This is a genomic window from Streptomyces sp. NPDC002926, assembly GCF_053591755.1.
Genome location: NZ_JBSFUK010000004.1, coordinates 237,370 through 254,803, shown reverse-complemented (window position 1 = coordinate 254,803; position 17,434 = coordinate 237,370). Strand labels below are relative to the sequence as shown.

Annotated in this window: 18 protein-coding genes; 13 read left to right on the top strand and 5 right to left on the bottom strand. The window is 69.8% G+C overall.

The window, feature by feature from the left end:
- Positions 1–3 precede the first annotated feature (3 nt).
- Entirely contained in the window at positions 4–1,401 is a 1,398-nt protein-coding gene (locus ACWDZ6_RS10275; protein WP_451502511.1) for a dipeptidase, read from the top strand.
- Positions 1,402–1,438: 37 nt separating this feature from the next.
- On the top strand, positions 1,439–2,386 hold the full coding sequence (gene nudC / locus ACWDZ6_RS10270; RefSeq protein ID WP_451502510.1) for an NAD(+) diphosphatase: 948 nt from the start codon (positions 1,439–1,441) through the stop codon (positions 2,384–2,386).
- A 29-nt stretch (positions 2,387–2,415) separates the two neighbouring features.
- On the opposite strand, the gene ACWDZ6_RS10265 is transcribed toward nudC, so the two are convergent.
- Positions 2,416–2,658, bottom strand: coding sequence for a mycoredoxin (locus ACWDZ6_RS10265; protein WP_326652443.1), 243 nt, complete (start codon positions 2,656–2,658; stop codon positions 2,416–2,418).
- Positions 2,659–2,835: 177 nt separating this feature from the next.
- On the opposite strand from ACWDZ6_RS10265, the gene ACWDZ6_RS10260 reads away from it, so the two are divergent.
- The 5 genes from ACWDZ6_RS10260 to ACWDZ6_RS10240 all read left to right on the top strand — a co-directional run bounded on the left by ACWDZ6_RS10260 (position 2,836) and on the right by ACWDZ6_RS10240 (position 6,701).
- Positions 2,836–5,010, top strand: coding sequence for an ATP-dependent DNA helicase UvrD2 (locus ACWDZ6_RS10260; RefSeq protein ID WP_451502509.1), 2,175 nt, complete (start codon positions 2,836–2,838; stop codon positions 5,008–5,010).
- Positions 5,011–5,175: 165 nt separating this feature from the next.
- Positions 5,176–5,517: a hypothetical protein gene (locus ACWDZ6_RS10255; protein WP_451502508.1), complete on the top strand. Its 342-nt coding sequence runs from the start codon at positions 5,176–5,178 to the stop codon at positions 5,515–5,517.
- 173 nt (positions 5,518–5,690) lie between these two features.
- Entirely contained in the window at positions 5,691–6,068 is a 378-nt protein-coding gene (locus ACWDZ6_RS10250) for a WhiB family transcriptional regulator (protein ID WP_326652447.1), read from the top strand.
- Positions 6,065–6,388 carry a hypothetical protein gene (locus tag ACWDZ6_RS10245; protein WP_451502507.1) on the top strand — a complete coding sequence of 108 codons (324 nt, stop codon included), beginning with the start codon at positions 6,065–6,067 and terminating at the stop codon, positions 6,386–6,388. Before ACWDZ6_RS10250 ends, ACWDZ6_RS10245 begins: the two co-directional genes overlap by 4 nt.
- 112 nt (positions 6,389–6,500) lie before the next feature.
- A complete protein-coding gene (locus ACWDZ6_RS10240; protein WP_326652449.1) occupies positions 6,501–6,701 on the top strand; it encodes a hypothetical protein in 201 nt (66 codons plus the stop codon).
- Between the two features lie 36 nt (positions 6,702–6,737).
- Here the strand turns inward: ACWDZ6_RS10240 and ACWDZ6_RS10235 are convergent, their stop codons facing one another.
- Both ACWDZ6_RS10235 and ACWDZ6_RS10230 read right to left on the bottom strand, forming a co-directional pair.
- The gene (locus ACWDZ6_RS10235; RefSeq protein ID WP_451502506.1) at positions 6,738–8,102 is read right to left on the bottom strand and encodes an ABC1 kinase family protein; all 1,365 of its coding nucleotides are present in this window, start codon (positions 8,100–8,102) and stop codon (positions 6,738–6,740) included.
- A gap of 65 nt (positions 8,103–8,167) precedes the next feature.
- Positions 8,168–9,313, bottom strand: coding sequence for a ThiF family adenylyltransferase (locus ACWDZ6_RS10230; protein WP_451502505.1), 1,146 nt, complete (start codon positions 9,311–9,313; stop codon positions 8,168–8,170).
- Positions 9,314–9,511: 198 nt separating this feature from the next.
- Here ACWDZ6_RS10230 and ACWDZ6_RS10225 point away from each other — a divergent pair, with 198 nt between their 5' ends.
- From ACWDZ6_RS10225 to ACWDZ6_RS10210, 4 genes are all read left to right on the top strand, one after another.
- On the top strand, positions 9,512–10,135 hold the full coding sequence (locus ACWDZ6_RS10225) for a M48 metallopeptidase family protein (protein WP_451502504.1): 624 nt from the start codon (positions 9,512–9,514) through the stop codon (positions 10,133–10,135).
- A gap of 120 nt (positions 10,136–10,255) precedes the next feature.
- Positions 10,256–11,902 carry a TerD family protein gene (locus ACWDZ6_RS10220; RefSeq protein ID WP_451502503.1) on the top strand — a complete coding sequence of 549 codons (1,647 nt, stop codon included), beginning with the start codon at positions 10,256–10,258 and terminating at the stop codon, positions 11,900–11,902.
- Positions 11,903–11,915: 13 nt separating this feature from the next.
- Positions 11,916–12,596 carry an AIM24 family protein gene (locus tag ACWDZ6_RS10215; protein ID WP_366733171.1) on the top strand — a complete coding sequence of 227 codons (681 nt, stop codon included), beginning with the start codon at positions 11,916–11,918 and terminating at the stop codon, positions 12,594–12,596.
- An 18-nt stretch (positions 12,597–12,614) separates the two neighbouring features.
- Positions 12,615–13,370 carry an AIM24 family protein gene (locus ACWDZ6_RS10210; protein ID WP_451502502.1) on the top strand — a complete coding sequence of 252 codons (756 nt, stop codon included), beginning with the start codon at positions 12,615–12,617 and terminating at the stop codon, positions 13,368–13,370.
- 100 nt (positions 13,371–13,470) lie between these two features.
- On the opposite strand, the gene ACWDZ6_RS10205 is transcribed toward ACWDZ6_RS10210, so the two are convergent.
- Both ACWDZ6_RS10205 and ACWDZ6_RS10200 read right to left on the bottom strand, forming a co-directional pair.
- The gene (locus tag ACWDZ6_RS10205) at positions 13,471–13,992 is read right to left on the bottom strand and encodes an NUDIX hydrolase (RefSeq protein ID WP_451502501.1); all 522 of its coding nucleotides are present in this window, start codon (positions 13,990–13,992) and stop codon (positions 13,471–13,473) included.
- A complete protein-coding gene (locus tag ACWDZ6_RS10200; RefSeq protein WP_451502500.1) occupies positions 13,989–15,449 on the bottom strand; it encodes a zinc-dependent metalloprotease in 1,461 nt (486 codons plus the stop codon). The genes ACWDZ6_RS10205 and ACWDZ6_RS10200 overlap by 4 nt, the downstream gene beginning before the upstream one ends.
- Positions 15,450–15,640: 191 nt before the next feature.
- On the opposite strand from ACWDZ6_RS10200, the gene ACWDZ6_RS10195 reads away from it, so the two are divergent.
- Together ACWDZ6_RS10195 and ACWDZ6_RS10190 are read left to right on the top strand one after the other, a co-directional pair.
- Positions 15,641–16,768, top strand: a complete 1,128-nt coding sequence (locus tag ACWDZ6_RS10195) for an SDR family oxidoreductase (protein ID WP_451502499.1) — start codon at positions 15,641–15,643, stop codon at positions 16,766–16,768.
- Positions 16,769–16,878: 110 nt separating this feature from the next.
- Entirely contained in the window at positions 16,879–17,340 is a 462-nt protein-coding gene (locus ACWDZ6_RS10190; protein WP_326652460.1) for a molybdenum cofactor biosynthesis protein MoaE, read from the top strand.
- Positions 17,341–17,434 lie beyond the last annotated feature (94 nt).

Genomic DNA, 17,434 nt, shown 5'->3' with positions numbered 1-17,434 from the left:
TGCATGAGCGACACCCCGGACAGCGCCGTCCGTACGTACATCAATCAGCACAGCGCCGCCTTCCTCGACGACCTCGCCGACTGGCTGCGCATACCGTCCGTATCGGCCCAGCCCGACCACGACGCGGACGTACGGCGCAGCGCCGACTGGCTGGCGGCCAAACTGGGGGAGACCGGCTTCCCGGTCGTCGAGATCTGGCCCACGCCCGGCGCCCCCGCGGTCTTCGCCGAGTGGCCGTCCGGCGACCCGGACGCGCCCACCGTCCTGGTCTACGGCCACCACGACGTCCAGCCCGCATCCCGCGAGGACGGCTGGCACACCGACCCGTTCGAGCCGCAGATCATCGACGGCCGCATGTACGGCCGCGGCGCGGCGGACGACAAGGGCCAGGTCTTCTTCCACACCCTGGGCGTACGGGCCCACCTCGCCGCCACCGGGCGCACCGCCCCCGCGGTCAACCTCAAGCTGCTGATCGAGGGCGAGGAGGAGTCCGGCTCCCCGAACTTCCGCGCTCTCGTCGAGACCGCGGCCGACCGTCTCGCCGCCGACGCCGTGATGGTGTCCGACACCGGCATGTGGTCCGAGACGACCCCCACCGTCTGCACCGGCATGCGCGGCCTGGCGGACTGCGAGATCGTGCTGTACGGCCCCGACCAGGACATCCACTCCGGTTCGTTCGGCGGCGCCGTGCCCAATCCCGCCACCGTCGCCGCCCGCCTCGTCGCCGCACTGCACGACGATGAGGAACACGTCACGATCCCCGGTTTCTACGACGGCATCGCGCCGCTCACCGATGCCGAGCGCGAGCTCTTCGCCGAGCTCCCCTTCGACGAGACGTCGTGGCTCAAAACCGCCAGGTCGCACGGCACCCTCGGTGAGGCCGGATACTCCACCCTGGAGCGCGTCTGGGCCCGTCCGACCGCCGAGCTCAATGGCATCGGCGGCGGTTACCAGGGCCCCGGCGGCAAGACGATCATTCCGTCCTCCGCCCAGCTGAAGCTGACGTTCCGCCTCGTCGCGGGCCAGGACCCGGAGAAAGTGGAGCAGGCCGTGGGCGACTGGGTCGCGGCCCGCGTCCCGGCGGGCATCCGCCATGAGATCACCTTCGGGGCGTCGACCCGCCCGTGTCTGACCCCGCTGGACCACCCCGCGCTGCAGTCGGTCGTACGGGCCATGAGCCGCGCCTTCGACGGCCGGAAGATCCGCTTCACCAGGGAGGGCGGCTCGGGCCCCGCCGCCGACCTCCAGGACGTGCTGGACGCACCTGTTCTCTTTCTGGGCATCTCCGTACCGTCCGACGGCTGGCACGCGCCCAACGAAAAGGTCGAACTGGACCTGCTCCTCAAGGGCGTGGAGACGACCGCCCACCTGTGGGGCGACCTCGCCGCCGCACTCCGCTGACCTGAACCCAATCCACCCGGGGGAGTTGGAAACAACCGTGAGCACCACAAGCAACGGCACCACGCACCGCCCGATCGCTCTCACCGCGCCGAGCGGTATCGACCGCGAGGCCCACCACCGTCTCGACGAGGCCTGGCTGGCGGCGGCGTGGAGCCACCCGTCGACCCGGGTCTTCGTGGTCTCCGGCGGTCAGGCGCTGATCGACGACACCCCCGACGGCCGCACCGAACTCGTCATGACGCCCGCCTTCGAGGCCCCCGTCACCGAGACCCATCGCTACTTCCTGGGGACGGACGAGGACGGGGTGCGTTACTTCGCGCTCCAGAAGGACGCCCTGCCCGGGCGTATGGACCAGTCGGCCCGTCCGGCCGGACTCCGCGAAGCCGGGCTGCTGCTCTCACAGCGCGACGCGGGCCTGCTGGTGCACGCGGTCGCGCTGGAGAACTGGCAGCGGCTGCACCGTTTCTGCTCACGCTGCGGCGAGCGCACGGTCATCGCGGCGGCGGGCCACATCCGGCGCTGCCAGGCCTGCGGAGCGGAGCACTACCCCCGTACCGACCCTGCTGTGATCATGCTCGTCACCGACGAGGAGGACCGCGCGCTGCTGGGCCGGCAGGTGCACTGGCCTGAGGGCCGTTTCTCGACGCTCGCCGGCTTCGTGGAGCCCGGCGAGTCGATCGAGCAGTCCGTGCGCCGTGAGGTCTGGGAGGAGGCGGGCGTCTCGGTCGGCGAGGTCGAGTACATCGCCAGCCAGCCCTGGCCCTTCCCGTCCAGCCTGATGCTGGGCTTCATGGCGCGGGCTACGTCCTCCGAGATCAATGTGGACGGTGAAGAGATCCACGAGGCGCGCTGGTTCTCCAGGGAAGACCTGCGGGCCGCATTCGAGTCCGGGGAGGTGCTGCCTCCCTACGGGATCTCGATTGCGGCCCGTCTCATCGAGCTCTGGTACGGCAAGCCGCTGCCGAAGCCCGGAGAGGTGGCCTAGCCTGCCGTCCGGGCCCGCTGCCTGCCTGCTCAGACGCTGATCTTCTGCTTTACCTGGGCCAGCGAGGGGTTCGTGAGCGTCGAGCCATCCGCGAAGAGCACGGTCGGAACGGTCTGGTTACCCCCGTTGGCCTTCTCGACGAAGGCCGCGGAGTGCGGGTCCTGTTCGATGTTGATCTCGGTGTAGGCGATGCCCTCGCGGTCCATCTGGCTCTTCAGCCGACGGCAGTAGCCGCACCACGTCGTGCTGTACATCGTCACAGAACCCTGCATCGTCTCTGCGCTCCTCTGTTCGTCCCGCCGGATCTCGCCGGATCTCGCTCGATGCGTGTTCGCACCGGCTATGTGAACGTAGCTGACCTGGCCATCATTCCCGCATAAGTACGACTGCTCTTGTCCCCCTGGGGACAACGGCCGCACCCATCTCCGCCGACCTGGCAGCATGGCGGTGTGACAGCAGCAACGCACTCCTCTCTTTTCCCACAGGTCCCCGATTCGGCGGACGCGGTGCTCGACGGGCTCGACCCCGAGCAGCGCGAGGTCGCGACGGCTCTGCACGGGCCGGTGTGTGTGCTGGCAGGCGCCGGCACGGGCAAGACACGCGCGATCACCCACCGCATCGCCTACGGCGTCCGCGCGGGGATACTCCAGCCCGCCAGCGTGCTGGCCGTCACCTTCACCAACCGCGCCGCCGGCGAGATGCGCGGGCGGCTGCGGCAGCTCGGCGCGGGCGGCGTCCAGGCGCGCACGTTCCACTCCGCCGCCCTGCGTCAGCTGCAGTACTTCTGGCCGAAAGTCGTCGGCGGCGAGCTGCCCAGGCTCCTCGAGCGCAAGATCCAGCTGGTCGCCGAGGCCGCTGCCCGTTGCCGCATCCGGCTCGACCGCAATGAGCTGCGCGACGTCACGAGCGAGATCGAGTGGGCCAAGGTCACCCAGACCGTGCCCGCCGACTATCCGGCCGAGGTCGCCAAGTCGCACCGCGACGCCCCGCGCGATCCAGCCGAGATCAGCCAGGTCTACGGGATGTACGAGCAGCTCAAGCGCGACCGCTCGGTGATCGACTTCGAGGATGTGCTGCTGCTCACGGTCGGCATCCTCCAGGACCGGCACGACATCGCCGACCAGATCCGCCGGCAGTACCACCACTTCGTGGTGGACGAGTACCAGGACGTCAGCCCGCTCCAGCAGCGGCTTCTCGACCTGTGGCTCGGCGACCGCGACAGCCTCTGCGTCGTCGGCGACGCCAGCCAGACGATCTACTCCTTCACCGGCGCCACCCCCGACCACCTGCTGAACTTCCGCACCCGCCACCCCGACGCGACCATGGTCAAGCTGGTCCGCGACTACCGCTCCACGCCCCAGGTCGTCCATCTGGCCAACGGTCTGCTCAGCCAGGCCCGCGGCCGGGCCGCCGAGCACCGCCTCGAACTGATCTCGCAGCGCGAGGCCGGCCCCGAGCCCGCCTACACGGAGTACGCGGACGAGCCGGCCGAGGCCGAGGGCGTAGCCCGCCGTATCCGCGACCTCATCGCCGCAGGCGTCCCGGCCGGCGAGATCGCCGTGCTCTACCGGATCAACGCCCAGTCGGAGGTCTACGAGCAGGCGCTGGCCGATGCCGGAGTGCCCTATCAGCTGCGCGGTGCCGAGCGCTTCTTCGACCGGCCCGAGGTACGGGAAGCGGGCGTGGCCCTGCGCGGTGCCGCCCGCGCCGGTGGCAACGACTCGCTGCTCGATGACGCCGAGGGCTTGCCCGCGGAGGTCAGGGCGGTGCTCTCCACCAAGGGCTGGACCACCGAGCCACCCGCCGGATCGGGAGCGGTGCGCGACCGCTGGGAGTCCCTGGCGGCGCTGGTCCGTCTCGCCGAGGACTATGTACGGGTCAGGCCGGAGGCGACCCTCGCCGATCTGGTGGCCGAGCTGGACGAGCGCGCCGCCGCCCAGCACGCCCCCACCGTCCAGGGAGTCACTCTCGCCTCGCTCCACTCGGCGAAGGGCCTGGAGTGGGACGCCGTGTTCCTGGTCGGTCTGACCGAGGGCATGATGCCCATCACCTACGCCAAGACGGACGAGCAGGTCGAGGAGGAGCGCCGGCTGCTCTATGTCGGCGTCACCCGCGCCCGTCTCCATCTCTCCCTGTCCTGGGCGCTCTCCCGCTCGCCCGGCGGCCGCGCCTCCCGCCGCCCCACCCGGTTCCTGAACGGGATGCGTCCCGGCTCGTCGGCCCCCGGCGCCCGCGCCGCGGGCGGTGCAGGCGGCATCGACCGCGGCAGCGGCGGCAGGCGCAAGCGCCGCGGGCCCGTCCTGTGCCGCGTCTGCGGCAAGACGCTCACCGACGCGGGCGAGATGAAACTGATGCGCTGCGAGGACTGCCCCTCCGACATGGACGAGGCACTGTACGAGCGCTTGCGCGAGTGGCGCTCGGAGCAGGCGAAGGAGCTGGGCCAGCCCGCCTACTGCGTGTTCACCGACAAGACGCTGATGGCGATCGCCGAGGCCGTGCCGGGGAGTGAGGGCGAGTTGGCCGGGATCTCCGGGGTCGGCGGCCGCAAGCTCGAGCGCTTCGGAGTTGATGTGCTGACGATCTGCGCAGGTCAGGAGGTTGGGGGAGAGGACGAGGAGGACTGATACAAACTCGTCGAAAAAATAGTTTGCGCCCGCCCCAGCAATCCCCATAGGTTCTTAACCACGGGAACGGCGGCTTCTCTGAAGCCCTGTCCCCGTGCTGTACTTATCCGAATACGCGCGATCGGCCCCGGCCGGTCCTCTAGACGCCGAGAGGAGGCGATTCCAGTGATCAGCATCAAGACGAGCTTCGTCAGCACCGCCAAAATGACCGATCGCTCGGTCGTCTCCGCCTGCTCGCTCGGCTTCTCCGCGGCGTTCAACGGCACCGGTGTGTCCGGCATTTCGGCCGCGCTTCCTGTGTCCGGTCTGGGCGGTCTCCCCGTCCTGGAGCGCAATGAGCGACCGACCAAGGCACTGGAAGCAGGAGTAGCAGCGGCAAAGGCTCGGGCCTATGCCTCTGCGGCGGCCAGTGCCGAAACCCGGAAGCAGACGACGCAGCACCAGACGATGCAGCACCACACGATGTGGGCCTTCCGTGGGCTCGAACCCTGGAGTGATCCAGCCTGATCCAGAATCAGGCCGGCGCCTTCAGGGCCGCGGAACCCCACCCGGGATCCGCGGCCCTTCTGTTTTCCCGAAAGCGGGACGACAGGGCGAAGGGGCCTCGGGACAAGAAGCACCCGGTACCAGCCGCCACCCGGCCAACAGGCCGGAACGACCAGACGAGGAACGACACCACCGTGCAACTCGAAGCGCACGCCCCGTCCGTACCGCCTTCCGAGACGATCCTCCCGCCCGCCCTCACTGAGGACACCACCTTGACTCCGCTCACTCCGCTCACCGCGCTCTCGGCGCTCGACGACGCCATCGAGGCCCTCGGCGCACCCGTCCCCTGCCGTTCCTACGACCCGGAGGTCTTCTTCGCCGAGTCGCCGGCCGATGTCGAGTACGCCAAGTCCCTCTGCCGTACCTGCCCGCTGATGGAGGCCTGCCTCGCGGGCGCCAAGGAGCGGCGTGAGCCGTGGGGCGTCTGGGGCGGCGAGCTCTTCGTCCAGGGCGTCGTCGTCGCCCGCAAGCGGCCGCGTGGTCGCCCGCGCAAGAACCCGGTTGCGGCATGAACGCCATCGGAACCATCGACCGTCCCGTCACGCACGATCCCCAGAAGCTGGCCCCAATGACCTCTTCCATGAGCGAGCCGTCAGGCTCCGCCACCCCAGCCGTCACCATCATCGGCGCGAACGCCTCGCGTCAGAACAGGACCCGTGAGATGCAACTCATCCCAGAAGCCATGGCGCGTGCGCATATGCACGAACGCCTGCGGGAGGCCGACGCGGAACGCCAGGCCGTTCGCCTGATCGCCGCCCGGCGGATGCAGCGCCGCGCCGAGCGTGCGTCGCTGCGCGCCCGCCGCGCACTGGCCATGGCCGTCATGCACTGACCGCACAAGCGCACTGACGTCAGACACTGACCCGCGGGGGCCGGTCCGAACGGACCGGCCCCCGCGGTGCGTTGTCCCGGCGGCCGGTCCCTTATGGGGTTATCGTCAGGAGGTGGACCAGCAGCAGACTCCGCACCCTGCGCAGCCGGGTGCCGAGAGCATCGTGTGTTCCCACTGCGGCGCGATCGCCGAGGGACCACCGCCCACCTGGATCTGCTCTGTGGAGAACGGCAGCCGTCACTACTTCTGCGACGAATGCGCACGCGCCAACATCAGGGCGATCGAGGGCAGGCTCGACTCAGCCTGGTGGTGACGACCGGGCGCGGCAGCGTGGCGCGGCGGCGGCCGCTCAGGCCTGGGCCCCGACCGCCGCGCTGTCCTCCTCGTCCTCCGGCAGAAAACCGGGCAGCCACGATTCGAGTTCGTCCCGCAGCCGCACCGTCGCGTTCAGCTGGCACAGCACCCCGATCGTGCTCAGCGTCACCCGGTGTATCAGCAGATACGAGGGCGGCAGATTGAGTTGCTTGCCCAGCTGATGTGCGGGGGAGCGGATGTCGGCGATCCTCGTTGCCTGGTTGCGCATCCAGCTCCTGGTGAAGGTGAACTCCTCCGCCTCTGCCGGCTCAATGATCGGCAGCAGATACTCCAGCACCGCGTCCGGGTCGAGCTCTATGGACTCCTTGACGAAGCCCGCGTCGCACAGCAGCTCGTAGACCGCCTCGGCCTCGCTCTCGAGCGTCATCCGCAGACAGTCGCCGATGGTCTGCGGCAGTCCGCCGGGCAGCCGGTCCACGGTGCCGAAGTCCAGCACGCCGAGCCGCCAGCCCTCGCCGTCCTCCTCCGGGAGCAGCCGGAAGTTCCCCGGGTGCGGATCCGCGTGTAGCAGTCCCGTACGGGCCGGGCCCGAGAAAAGGAAGCGGGCCAGCAACTGCCCCGCCCGGTCCCGCTGCTCGGTCGTGCCGTCGGCGATCACCTTGGCCAGCGGTATCCCGTCGATCCACTCGGTCACCAGCACCTGGTCGCACTGGTGCACCACATCGGGCACCAGCACATCCGGGTCGTCCGCGAACTCCGCTGCGTGCTCCCGCTGCGCCTGCGCCTCCAGCTCGTAGTCCAGCTCCTCAGACACCCGGTCGCGGAGCTCGGTGATCAGCGGCTTGATGTCCATCCCGGGAATCAGCGGCCCCAGCAGCCGGGCGAAACGGCTGAGCTGTGTCAGGTCGGACAGCAGCGCATCCCCCGCCCCCGGGTACTGCACCTTCACCGCGACCTCGCGCCCGTCGTGCCACACCGCCCGGTGCACCTGGCCGATGGACGCGGCGGCCGACGGCTTGTCCTCGAACTTCAGGAACAGCTCCCGCCACTCCTCACCCAGCCGCTCTTCCAGGACCGAGTGGACCGTGCGCGTCGGCATCGGGGGCGCCGCCTCCTGAAGCTTGGTCAGGGCCGCGCGATAGGGGCCCGCGATCTCCTCGGGGAGAGCCGACTCGAAGACGGACATGGCCTGCCCGAACTTCATCGCACCCCCCTTGAGCTCGCCGAGCACCTTGAACAGCTGCTCCGCAGTGCGCTGTTGGAGCTCCCGGGCCACGATCTCCGCGGACTTGCCGCCGATCCGCTTACCCAGACCCCAAGTGGCACGGCCCGCGAAACCCAGTGGCAGCGCGGCCAACTTGGCGGTTCGGGTGACCGCCTTCCGGGGAAGATCAGACATGCGCCCCTCCAAATCCCAGACTGCCGTGCCGCGTGTGCCGTACAGCATTGCTTAGTCGACGGCGGTTACCCGGCCATTGTCTCGTGCGGCGGCCCGATCCCCGAGGTGTGCTCGCTCTCACTCTTCCCTACCGCACTGCAGACACAGTCGAGGTGCGGCGTGATCGTCTGAGACCTCCAGTCAAGCAGAGGCAGTGAAGTCTCCCATCGCGCCCCCGTACTCGCGGGCAGCTCCCCGTCGAGAAAGGACAGCGCGTGCGCCGCCGTCATCCCTGCCACGGCGGTGGCCAGAGCGACATCGCAGGCCGGCAATGCTCTCCGGCGGCCCGAGCGCCACTGTGCCAGCAGCCTGGGACGTGCTGGATCGCGCTCCGCCCTGTCCAGCTCCAGACACCCGGCGCAGGCCGTGCCGCCGGGCAGCACCAGCGGGCCCACCACGCCGGTCCCCTCGACAACTCCCGCATAGAGATGGGGTGTCCCGGTGGAGATCCAGTCCTCGGCGGCGGCCGGATCGGGGGCATAGGCCGCCAGGCCGTCCCGTGGCGCGACGACGACCAGGGAGCGACCGGGCTCGACGCACTCCGTGGTCCCTGCCGACTCGGCCGCGCGCGGCGGACGGTCGGGCGCGGACCGCCGCACCAACTGCCGGGCCGCCGCGTCCCGCCGCTCACCGACCGCCTCCGCCGGCAGCCCACCGGGCGCCACGTCCCACGGCTCGGTGCATCCGCCGTCCAGCACCTCCACCGCGCCCACGCCGGCGGCCGAGAGCACTGCGGCGACCGTCGCACCGACCCGCCCCGCGCCCCGGACCTGGACACGCATGGCCCGCCGGGCCGCCAGTCGGTGTATCCCGCCGCCCGGTTCCGGATGGACCACGGAGAGCGACGCCAGGTCGGAGCGCAGCCGGTCGAGGGCCCCGGGTCGTTTCCGCAGCGCATCGGCCGCGGGGCCGCCTGCCGTCGGATCGTCGAGCAGCCCGGCCGCCGTCAACCGGTTCACCAGGGCGTCCACTTGTCCCTCGGGCAGGCCTATCGACCGCGCCTCCTGACGCAGCCACGGCAACCCCCGCGTCCCGTCCAGCAACTCGATCAGGGCACCTGTCGCGGTGTCCACCGGGCCGACCATCACCGCGTGTGCGGGTGTGGCTCCGAATTGCACGGTCTGTCGCTCCCGCCATGCGCGCCTCAAGGCAGGCTTCACCGTCGGATGCATATCCGCTTCCCCCGTTGATCTTTCGTCCGGCCTTCTCCTGTGAACTGTTGTCAGAATGCCCGGCAGCGCCGACGGGTGTGAAAAGTTATCCACAGGTGCGGGCATTAGTCGTTCAAATGGTGCACGCCATGGAGTGGATCAAGATCGAACCGTCCCGGAGGCGGGACTTCCTCCGCTGACAGCGGGTAACGTCGGGGCGTGTCCGTCGACCCTTCCCCTCGCTTCGCTGGGGAGACCCCACAGCACAGCGCCGGAAGTCAACACCGCAGCGCGCCAAACCACCCGTCCCGCGGATCGGGGACGAGTGCGGTCGAGGTCCGCAGGAGCGCCCGGCGCAGCAGAACGGTCTCGGCCTACCGCGAGGGTGACCGGACCATCGTTCTCATCCCCGCCAGGATGTCGGAGGCGGAGGAGCAGCGCTGGGTCAGCGTGATGCTCGACAAGCTCGCTGCCCAGGAGAGCAAGCGGATCCTGGGCGACGCCGAACTGGGCGAGCGGGCCGAGCGGCTGTCCGCCCAGTACTTCGACGGACGCGCAAGGCCGACATCCGTGCGATGGGTGACGAATCAGAACACCCGCTGGGGCTCGTGCACTCCGGCGGAGGGCAGTATCCGCCTGTCGCACCGCCTGCAGGGGATGCCGGAGTACGTCGTCGACTACGTACTCGTGCATGAGCTGGCCCATCTGCTCGTGCCCGGCCACGGCCCGCGGTTCTGGCGGCTGCTGGAGGCGTACCCCCGCACCGAGCGGGCCCGGGGCTACCTCGAAGGCGTTGTCGCGGCCGACCGGCTGCCGCATCTGCCCGCCGCGCGCGGAGAGTGACCGGCGGGGAGGACCGTCGACGGTCCTGTACCGAATGTGTACCGGCTTGGCTCAATGTCGGCCTCAGCCGTTAGCCTGGCGCGACGCATTACATTTCGGGATGGGGGACGGTCGTTACGCATGGCCAGGGAATTCCAACGCGGCCACAAGGCCAAGATCAGTGATCTCACGCCGGGAACGGATCTGTACGTAGGTGTGCAGATCGCCGCTCCTGGGCTGACCTTCGACATCAGCTGCTTCGGACTCGACGCCAACGAGCAGCTCTCGGACGACCGGTACTTCATTTTCTTCAACCAGCCGAAGTCTCCCGAGGAATCCATTCAGCTGCTCGGTGCGCAATCCGGTGACACCGAGTCATTTCGCGTCACTCTGGACCGCATTCCGGCGAACATCCACCGGCTTTCCTTCACCGCGACGATCGACGGTGCCGGACAGATGTCTCAGGTCGGCCCCGGGTACATCCGCATCGTCGCGGGTGGCGAGGAGGTCGTCCGCTACGCCTTCAACGGCTCGGAGTTCTCCACCGAGCGCGCCGTGATGCTGGGCGACTTCTACCTGAAGGACGTGTGGCGCTTCGCGGCCATAGGTCAGGGCTTCGACGGCGGTCTCGACGCGCTGCTGAAGAACTTCGGCGGCGAGGTCGCCGAGGAGCCACCGGCCGCACAGCAACCGCAGGGTGCCGCGCCCTCGTTCGCGCCGCCCGCGCAGGCCACCGCGCCCGCCCCGGCGTTCGGCGCACCGCAGGCGCCCCAGATGCCGCAGGCCCCTCAAGCACCGCAGCCGGCGCCCTCCTTCGGTGCTCCCGCGGCCCAGGCGCCCGCCCCGCAGCAGAACCCGCAGATGCATTCCGCGCCCACCATCGTGGCGCCGATGACCCCGCACGGCGGCACCGTACCGCCGCCGGCTCCCCCCTCCCCGTACGGACAACCGCCCCAGCAGCCGCAGTACGGGCAGGTCCCGGGGCAGATGCCGGGTCAGGTCCCGCAGCCGGGCGCGCCGTCGCCGTACGGACAGCAGGCCCCGCCCCCGTACGGTCAGCAGCCTCCCGGCATGCCCCCTCAGGGTGGTTTCCCGCAAGGCGTTCCCCAGGGAGCCCCACAGGCCGGCGCCGGCCTGCAGGCCGCCCTCCAGCCCTACCGTGAGACGCCCACGGGCCAGCGCTGGACCCCGCAGAACCAGCAGCTCATGCGGGTCGATCTGACCATGGGCGGCACGCCTGTCCTCGCCCGCCAGGGCAGCATGGTGATGTACCAGGGCAAGGTCGATTTCAGCTACAAGGGTGCCGGTTTCGCCGGACGGATCGTCGGCAATGCGACCGGCCAGGAGATGCAGCTGATGCGCTGCAGCGGCCGCGGCCAGATCTTCCTCGCGGAGGACGGCTCTCATCTGCACTCGATCGAGCTGCAGGGTGACGGCATCTGCGTCTCCGCGGAGAACGTCCTCGCCTTCGACGAGTCGCTGCAGCACGAGGTCCGCAGGATCGAGGGCCACGGCATCCCCGGCGGCGCGCTGTTCACCATGATGTTCCAGGGCACCGGCACCGTCATTGTGAAGACCCACGGCGTCCCCGTGGTCCTGCCGGTCACGCCGACGACGTTCGCCGACTGCAATGCGGTCGTCGCCTGGTCGGCAGCGTCACAGGTGATCCTCTCCAGCCAGGTCCGGCTGCGCCGCAACGCGTACCCGGGGCACAGCGGAGAGACCATCAACCTCCAGTTCCGGGGCGCCCCCGGCAACTTCATCGTCGTCCAGCCGTACGAGGTCTGAGGGAGCCCGAAGAATGAACCAGCAACTCGCGGGCTTCGCCCCGACCCCGATCGCGGCCCGGATGGAGAACCACGGCCGCGCCATGCTCAAGGTCGCCATGGCCACCGGCCAGGACCTGTACGCACGCACCGGCTCGATGGTCGCCTACGAAGGCTTCGTCCAGTACGAGCCGAACCCGCCCGCCGTCCGCCAGATCGCCTCCCAGTGGGTGACCGGCGAGGGCGCTCCCATCATGAAGTGCTCCGGAGACGGGCTGCTCTACCTCGCCGACTACGGCGCGGATGTCGTCGTCATCAACCTCAACAACGACTCGCTCGCGGTCAACGGCACCAATCTGCTGGCCTTCGACGCGCACCTGCAGTGGGGCGTCGAGCGGGTCAAGGGCATGGCCAAGTTCGCCGGGCAGGGCCTGTGGAACGTCGAGATCGCGGGCACCGGCTGGGTGGCCCTCACCTCGCGCGGTACGCCGATCGTCGTCGACTGCGGCCGTGGTGAGGACGAGACGTATGTCGACCCCGACGCCCTCGTCGCCTGGTCCCCGAACCTCAAGGTGAAGGGCAAGCGCAGCTTCAAGGCCTCCTCGCTGATCGGGCGGGGCAGCGGAGAGGCCTACCAGATGGCCTTCTCGGGACAGGGCATCGTCGTCGTACAGCCGAGCGAGGACAGTACCGACCGCCTGCGGATCCGGCACTGAGGGGGAGGAGCACACACCATGCAGAGTCCGCTTTTCAGCTACACCGAACAGCAGTCCCAGGACCGGTACACCGTGCAGAACCCGCAGTTGCTGCGGGTCTCGCTCACCGGTCATGACGACGTCCTCGCCCGCAAGGGCGCCATGGTCGCCTACCAGGGGCTGATGGACTTCGACGGCGAGTACCAGTCGAACAACCAGCGGCGGGCCCGCGCCAACACCGGTGAAGGCCTCGACCTGATGCGCTGCTCCGGGCAGGGCACGGTCTACCTTGCCAACCTCGCGCAGTACATCCACGTCGTGGACGTCGAGCAGGAGGGCATGACGGTCGACAGCGCCTATGTCCTGGCGCTCGACTCCGCACTGCACACCGAGGTCATCGCGGTGGACAGCCAGTACGGTATCTCCGGCTCCGGGAAGTACCAGCTCAATATCTCCGGCCGGGGCAAGGTCGCGCTGATGACCTCCGGGCAGCCACTGATGATGCAGGTCACGCCGGACAAGTACGTCAACGCGGACGCCGACGCGATCGTCGCCTGGTCCTCCGGCCTGCGCGTCCAGATGCAGGCGCAGACGCACTCCTCCGGCGTACGGCGCCGGCGCGGCAGCACCGGCGAGGGCTGGGAACTCAGCTTCCTCGGCCAGGGCTTCGCGCTCGTGCAGCCCAGCGAGGTCATGCCGCCGCAGAGTGCGGAGATCGGACAGGGCCTGCGCGCCCAGTACGGCGTGGGCCAGCACGGGGCTCACGCCCAGAACCAGAACAACGCCTGGAACTGACACGCGCCAGGCGCACAGGTCATACAGGTAAGGGGCGGCCTCCAAGGAGGCCGCCCCTTACTGACACTTCTTCCTCATGCCCCGGCTCATGAGCGGCTCGCTACAGCGCCGCGCGCGTGCGCTCAAGCAGTCGTACGACCGACTCGTCGGCCACACCCGCCACCTCGTCGTACGCGAACCAACGCAGATCCAGCGACTCCTCGCTGATCTCCTCGACCGCCCCGGCCGGAGCCAGCGCCGCGTACTGCACATCGAGATGCCAGTGGCACGGCGCCGGAATCGCATGCCGGTCCAGCCGCACGGGCCCACCGGGCAGCAGAGTCAGCCCGTGGATCCCGGACTCCTCCGTGGCCTCGCGCAGCGCGGCCAGAGCCAGCGTCGCGTCGTCCGGTTCGCAGTGGCCGCCCATCTGCAGCCACATGCCGAGCTTCTTGTGCAGTGTCAGCAGCGCCCGGCCGCGCTCCGGGTCGACCACCAGCGCGCTCGCGGTGACATGCCCGGCCCGGCAGGCCTTCCACATCCCGTCCGCGTGCGCCGCCAGGTGGTCCAGATAGACCTGCCGAAGCTCCTCCTGATCCTCGTAGCTCTTCAGTACGAGTACGGCGTCGTCGTGCAGGCTCACCGGTCCTTGTCGCCCTCGTCGTCCTTGGCGCCCTTCTCGGGGTCGTCCTTCCCGAGGTCGCCCTTGTCGAGCTTCGGTTTGCCGCTGCCGCTGCCGCCCGCCGCCTCACCGAGCATCTTGTCCAGCTCCGAGAAATCGAGCTGCTCACGGTGGACGAAGCCGTCCGGATCGTCCAGGTCGGTGGCCGTCGGCAGCATGTCCGGGTGCTCCCACAGTCCGTCCCGCCCGTCCACGCCCCGTGCGTCGGTGAGCGAGGCCCACAGCCGCGAGGCGTCCCGCAGTCGGCGCGGACGCAGCTGAAGACCGATCAGCGTCGCGAATGTCTGCTCGGCGGGACCACCGGAGGCCCGGCGCCTGCGCAGCGTCTCCCGCAGGGCGTCCGCGGACGTCAGACGGGTCGAGGCCGCCTCGTGCACCACCGCGTCGACCCAGCCCTCGACCAGCGCGAGCGCGGTCTCCAGGCGGGCCAGCGCCGCCTTCTGCTCCGCGGTGTCCTCCGGCTGGAACATGCCCTGCTGGAGAGCGTCCTGCAGCTGCTCGGGATGCGTCGGGTCGAACTGGCCGACCACGTCCTCCAGCTTGCTCGTGTCGACCTTGATCCCGCGGGCATACCCCTCGACCGCGCCGAACAGATGCGAGCGCAGCCACGGCACATGGGCGAAGAGCCGCTGGTGGGCGGCCTCGCGCAGGGCCAGATACAGCCGCACCTCTTCCTTCGGCACGCCGAGGTCCTTGCCGAACACCTCAATGTTCAACGGGAGCAGCGCGGCCTTGCCCGCCGGGCCGAGCGGCAGGCCGATGTCGGTCGAACCGACCACCTCGCCCGCCAGCACACCCACGGCCTGCCCGATCTGCTGGCCGAACATCGCGCCACCCATGGAGCGCATCATCCCGATCAGCGGGCCCGCCATGGCCTGCATCTCCTCGGGCAGTACATCGCCCATGGCCAGGCCGACACGCTCGGCGACGGGGTCGACGAGCTGCTGCCACGCCGGGAGCGTCGCCTCGACCCACTCGGCACGGCTCCACGCCACGGCGGTGTTCGCGCCGGAGGGCAGCGAGGTCGCTCCGTCCAGCCACAGGTCGGCGAGCCGCACGGCCTCCTCGACCGCGGTGCGCTCGGCCGGACCCACACTCTGGTCCTTGGTGCCGTCCGGCGTGCCCTGCGAGACCGTCTGGCGCGCGATCTGCTTGGCCATGTCCCAGTTCACGGGACCGCCCTCGTAGCTCAGCATCTGGCCGAGCTGCTGGAAGGCCGCGCCCAGGTCGTTCGGATTCAGCGAACCGAACATCGCGGCGAACGGATTGTCACCGCCGCCCCCACCGATCCCGAAGGGATTCGTCGGGAACTGCCCGCCGGAGCCCTGGCCACCTCCGGCGGGATCCTTCTTCTTGCCCTCGTCGCCGTTCTCCGGCTCCTCCGGCGGAAGGCCGAATCCGAATGGGGTGTCACTCACGGGTTTCCTCGGCTCGTAGGGCCGCCGGCTTCCTGCCGACGGCGACTGCCCGACAACACCACCCAGCGTAGACATCCGGGCCGCATATGGGCTCGGTGCTCCGCCGACTCTTGGCCTGCGGCAGGATGGACGCCACCTGGTGCGGACGCTTCGTTCGCGTACGTACTGAAGACAACCGCTGGAGACGCCTGGTGAGTTCCCCAGATCCGCAGGTTCGCGCAGCGCGAAACCATTCAACCCCGGCCCCAGGCCGCGGGTCCCACGGCCGTGGCCCCGTCGTCGCGGTCACCGGCGCCGCCTCCGGCGTCGGCGACCTGCTCGTCCGGCGGCTGGCCGCTTCCGAGGAGATCAAGCAGGTCGTCGCCATCGACGAGCGCCGGGGCGAGGTCCCCGAGGCGCACTGGCACATCCTCGACGTACGTGACCCGGCCATCGCGGAGAAGCTGCGCGGTGCGGACGTGGTGGTGCACCTGGCCCTCGATCTCGACCTGGAGACCGACTCCGCCGCCCGTACGGCGTACAACGTGCGTGGTACACAGACCGTCCTGACCGCCGCCGCGGCGGCCGGCGTCCACCGGGTCGTCCTGTGCACCTCCGCGATGGTGTACGGGGCGCTGCCCGACAACGACATCCCGCTCTCCGAGGACGCGGAGCTGCGGGCCACCGCCGAGGCCACGGGCGTCGGTGACCTGCTGGAGATCGAGCGCCTGGGCCGCCGGGCACCCCGCGCCCACCCCGGGCTCAACGTCACGGTGGTGAGACCCGCCGTCCTGGTGGGCGGCACCGACACGGCGCTCACCCGCTACTTCGAGTCGCCGCGCCTGCTCGTGGTCGCCGGATCGCGTCCCACCTGGCAGTTCTGCCATGTCGAGGATCTGGTGAGCGCGCTCGAGTACGCCGCGCTGGAGAAGGTCGACGGGGAACTCGCGGTTGGCTGCGACGGCTGGCTGGAGCAGGAGGAGGTCGAGGAGCTCAGCGGCATCCGCCGGATGGAGCTGCCCTCGGCGGTCGCGCTGGGGGCCGCGGCCAGGCTCCACCGGATCGGCCTGACCCCCTCCCCGGCCGGGGACCTGGCGTACACGATGCACCCCTGGGTGGTCAGTGTGAGCCGGCTGCATGACGCGGGCTGGCGGCCCCAGTGGACCAATGAGGAGGTCCTCGCCGCACTGCTGGAGGAGGTGGAGGGCCGCCACACCGTCGCGGGCCGCCGCCTGGGCCGCAAGGACGCCACGGCTGCGGGTGCGGCGGGTGCGACGGTCGCGCTGCTCGGCACGGCGGCCCTGGTGCGGCGTGCCCGTAAGGCGCGGCGCCGTATCTAGCCGCCCGCGGGCGGCTGTGGGCGGTCTGTAGGAGGCTCCAGGACGGTGTGTCACCGACCGGTCGAAAGAGCTATTCCGCGTTGTCAGTGCGGTACGGCACGATGGAAGGCATGGCAAGCAGGTACGACCACCCCGGCGAGCAAGCGGCGGACGATCCCATCCGTCTGCTCGCGATCCGCGACACCCCGCTCTCTCTCGACGAGGTCTTCGCGGCCGTCGGCGACGACGCGGCGGGCGGCACCGCGCTGTTCGTCGGCACCGTGCGCAACCACGACGGCGGCGCCGATGTCGACACCCTCGGGTACTCGTGCCACCCCACGGCCGAGGCCGAGATGCGCCGCATCGCGGAGAAGGTCACCGTGGACTTCCCCGTTCGGGCGCTGGCCGCCGTCCACCGTGTGGGTGACTTGGAGGTCGGGGATCTGGCGGTCGTGGTCGCCGTGTCCTGCCCGCACCGTGGGGAGGCCTTCGAGGCCTGCCGGAAACTGATCGACGACCTCAAGCACGAGGTGCCGATCTGGAAGCACCAGAAGTTCTCCGACGGTACGGAGGAGTGGGTCGGAGCCTGCTGAAACCCTCACAGAGCTCAAGCACCCCGATTTGCGTAACCGCCCCCCTGCCATGAGCGTTGGACTGGCAGATGGCTAATCTGCTGATCACTCAGTT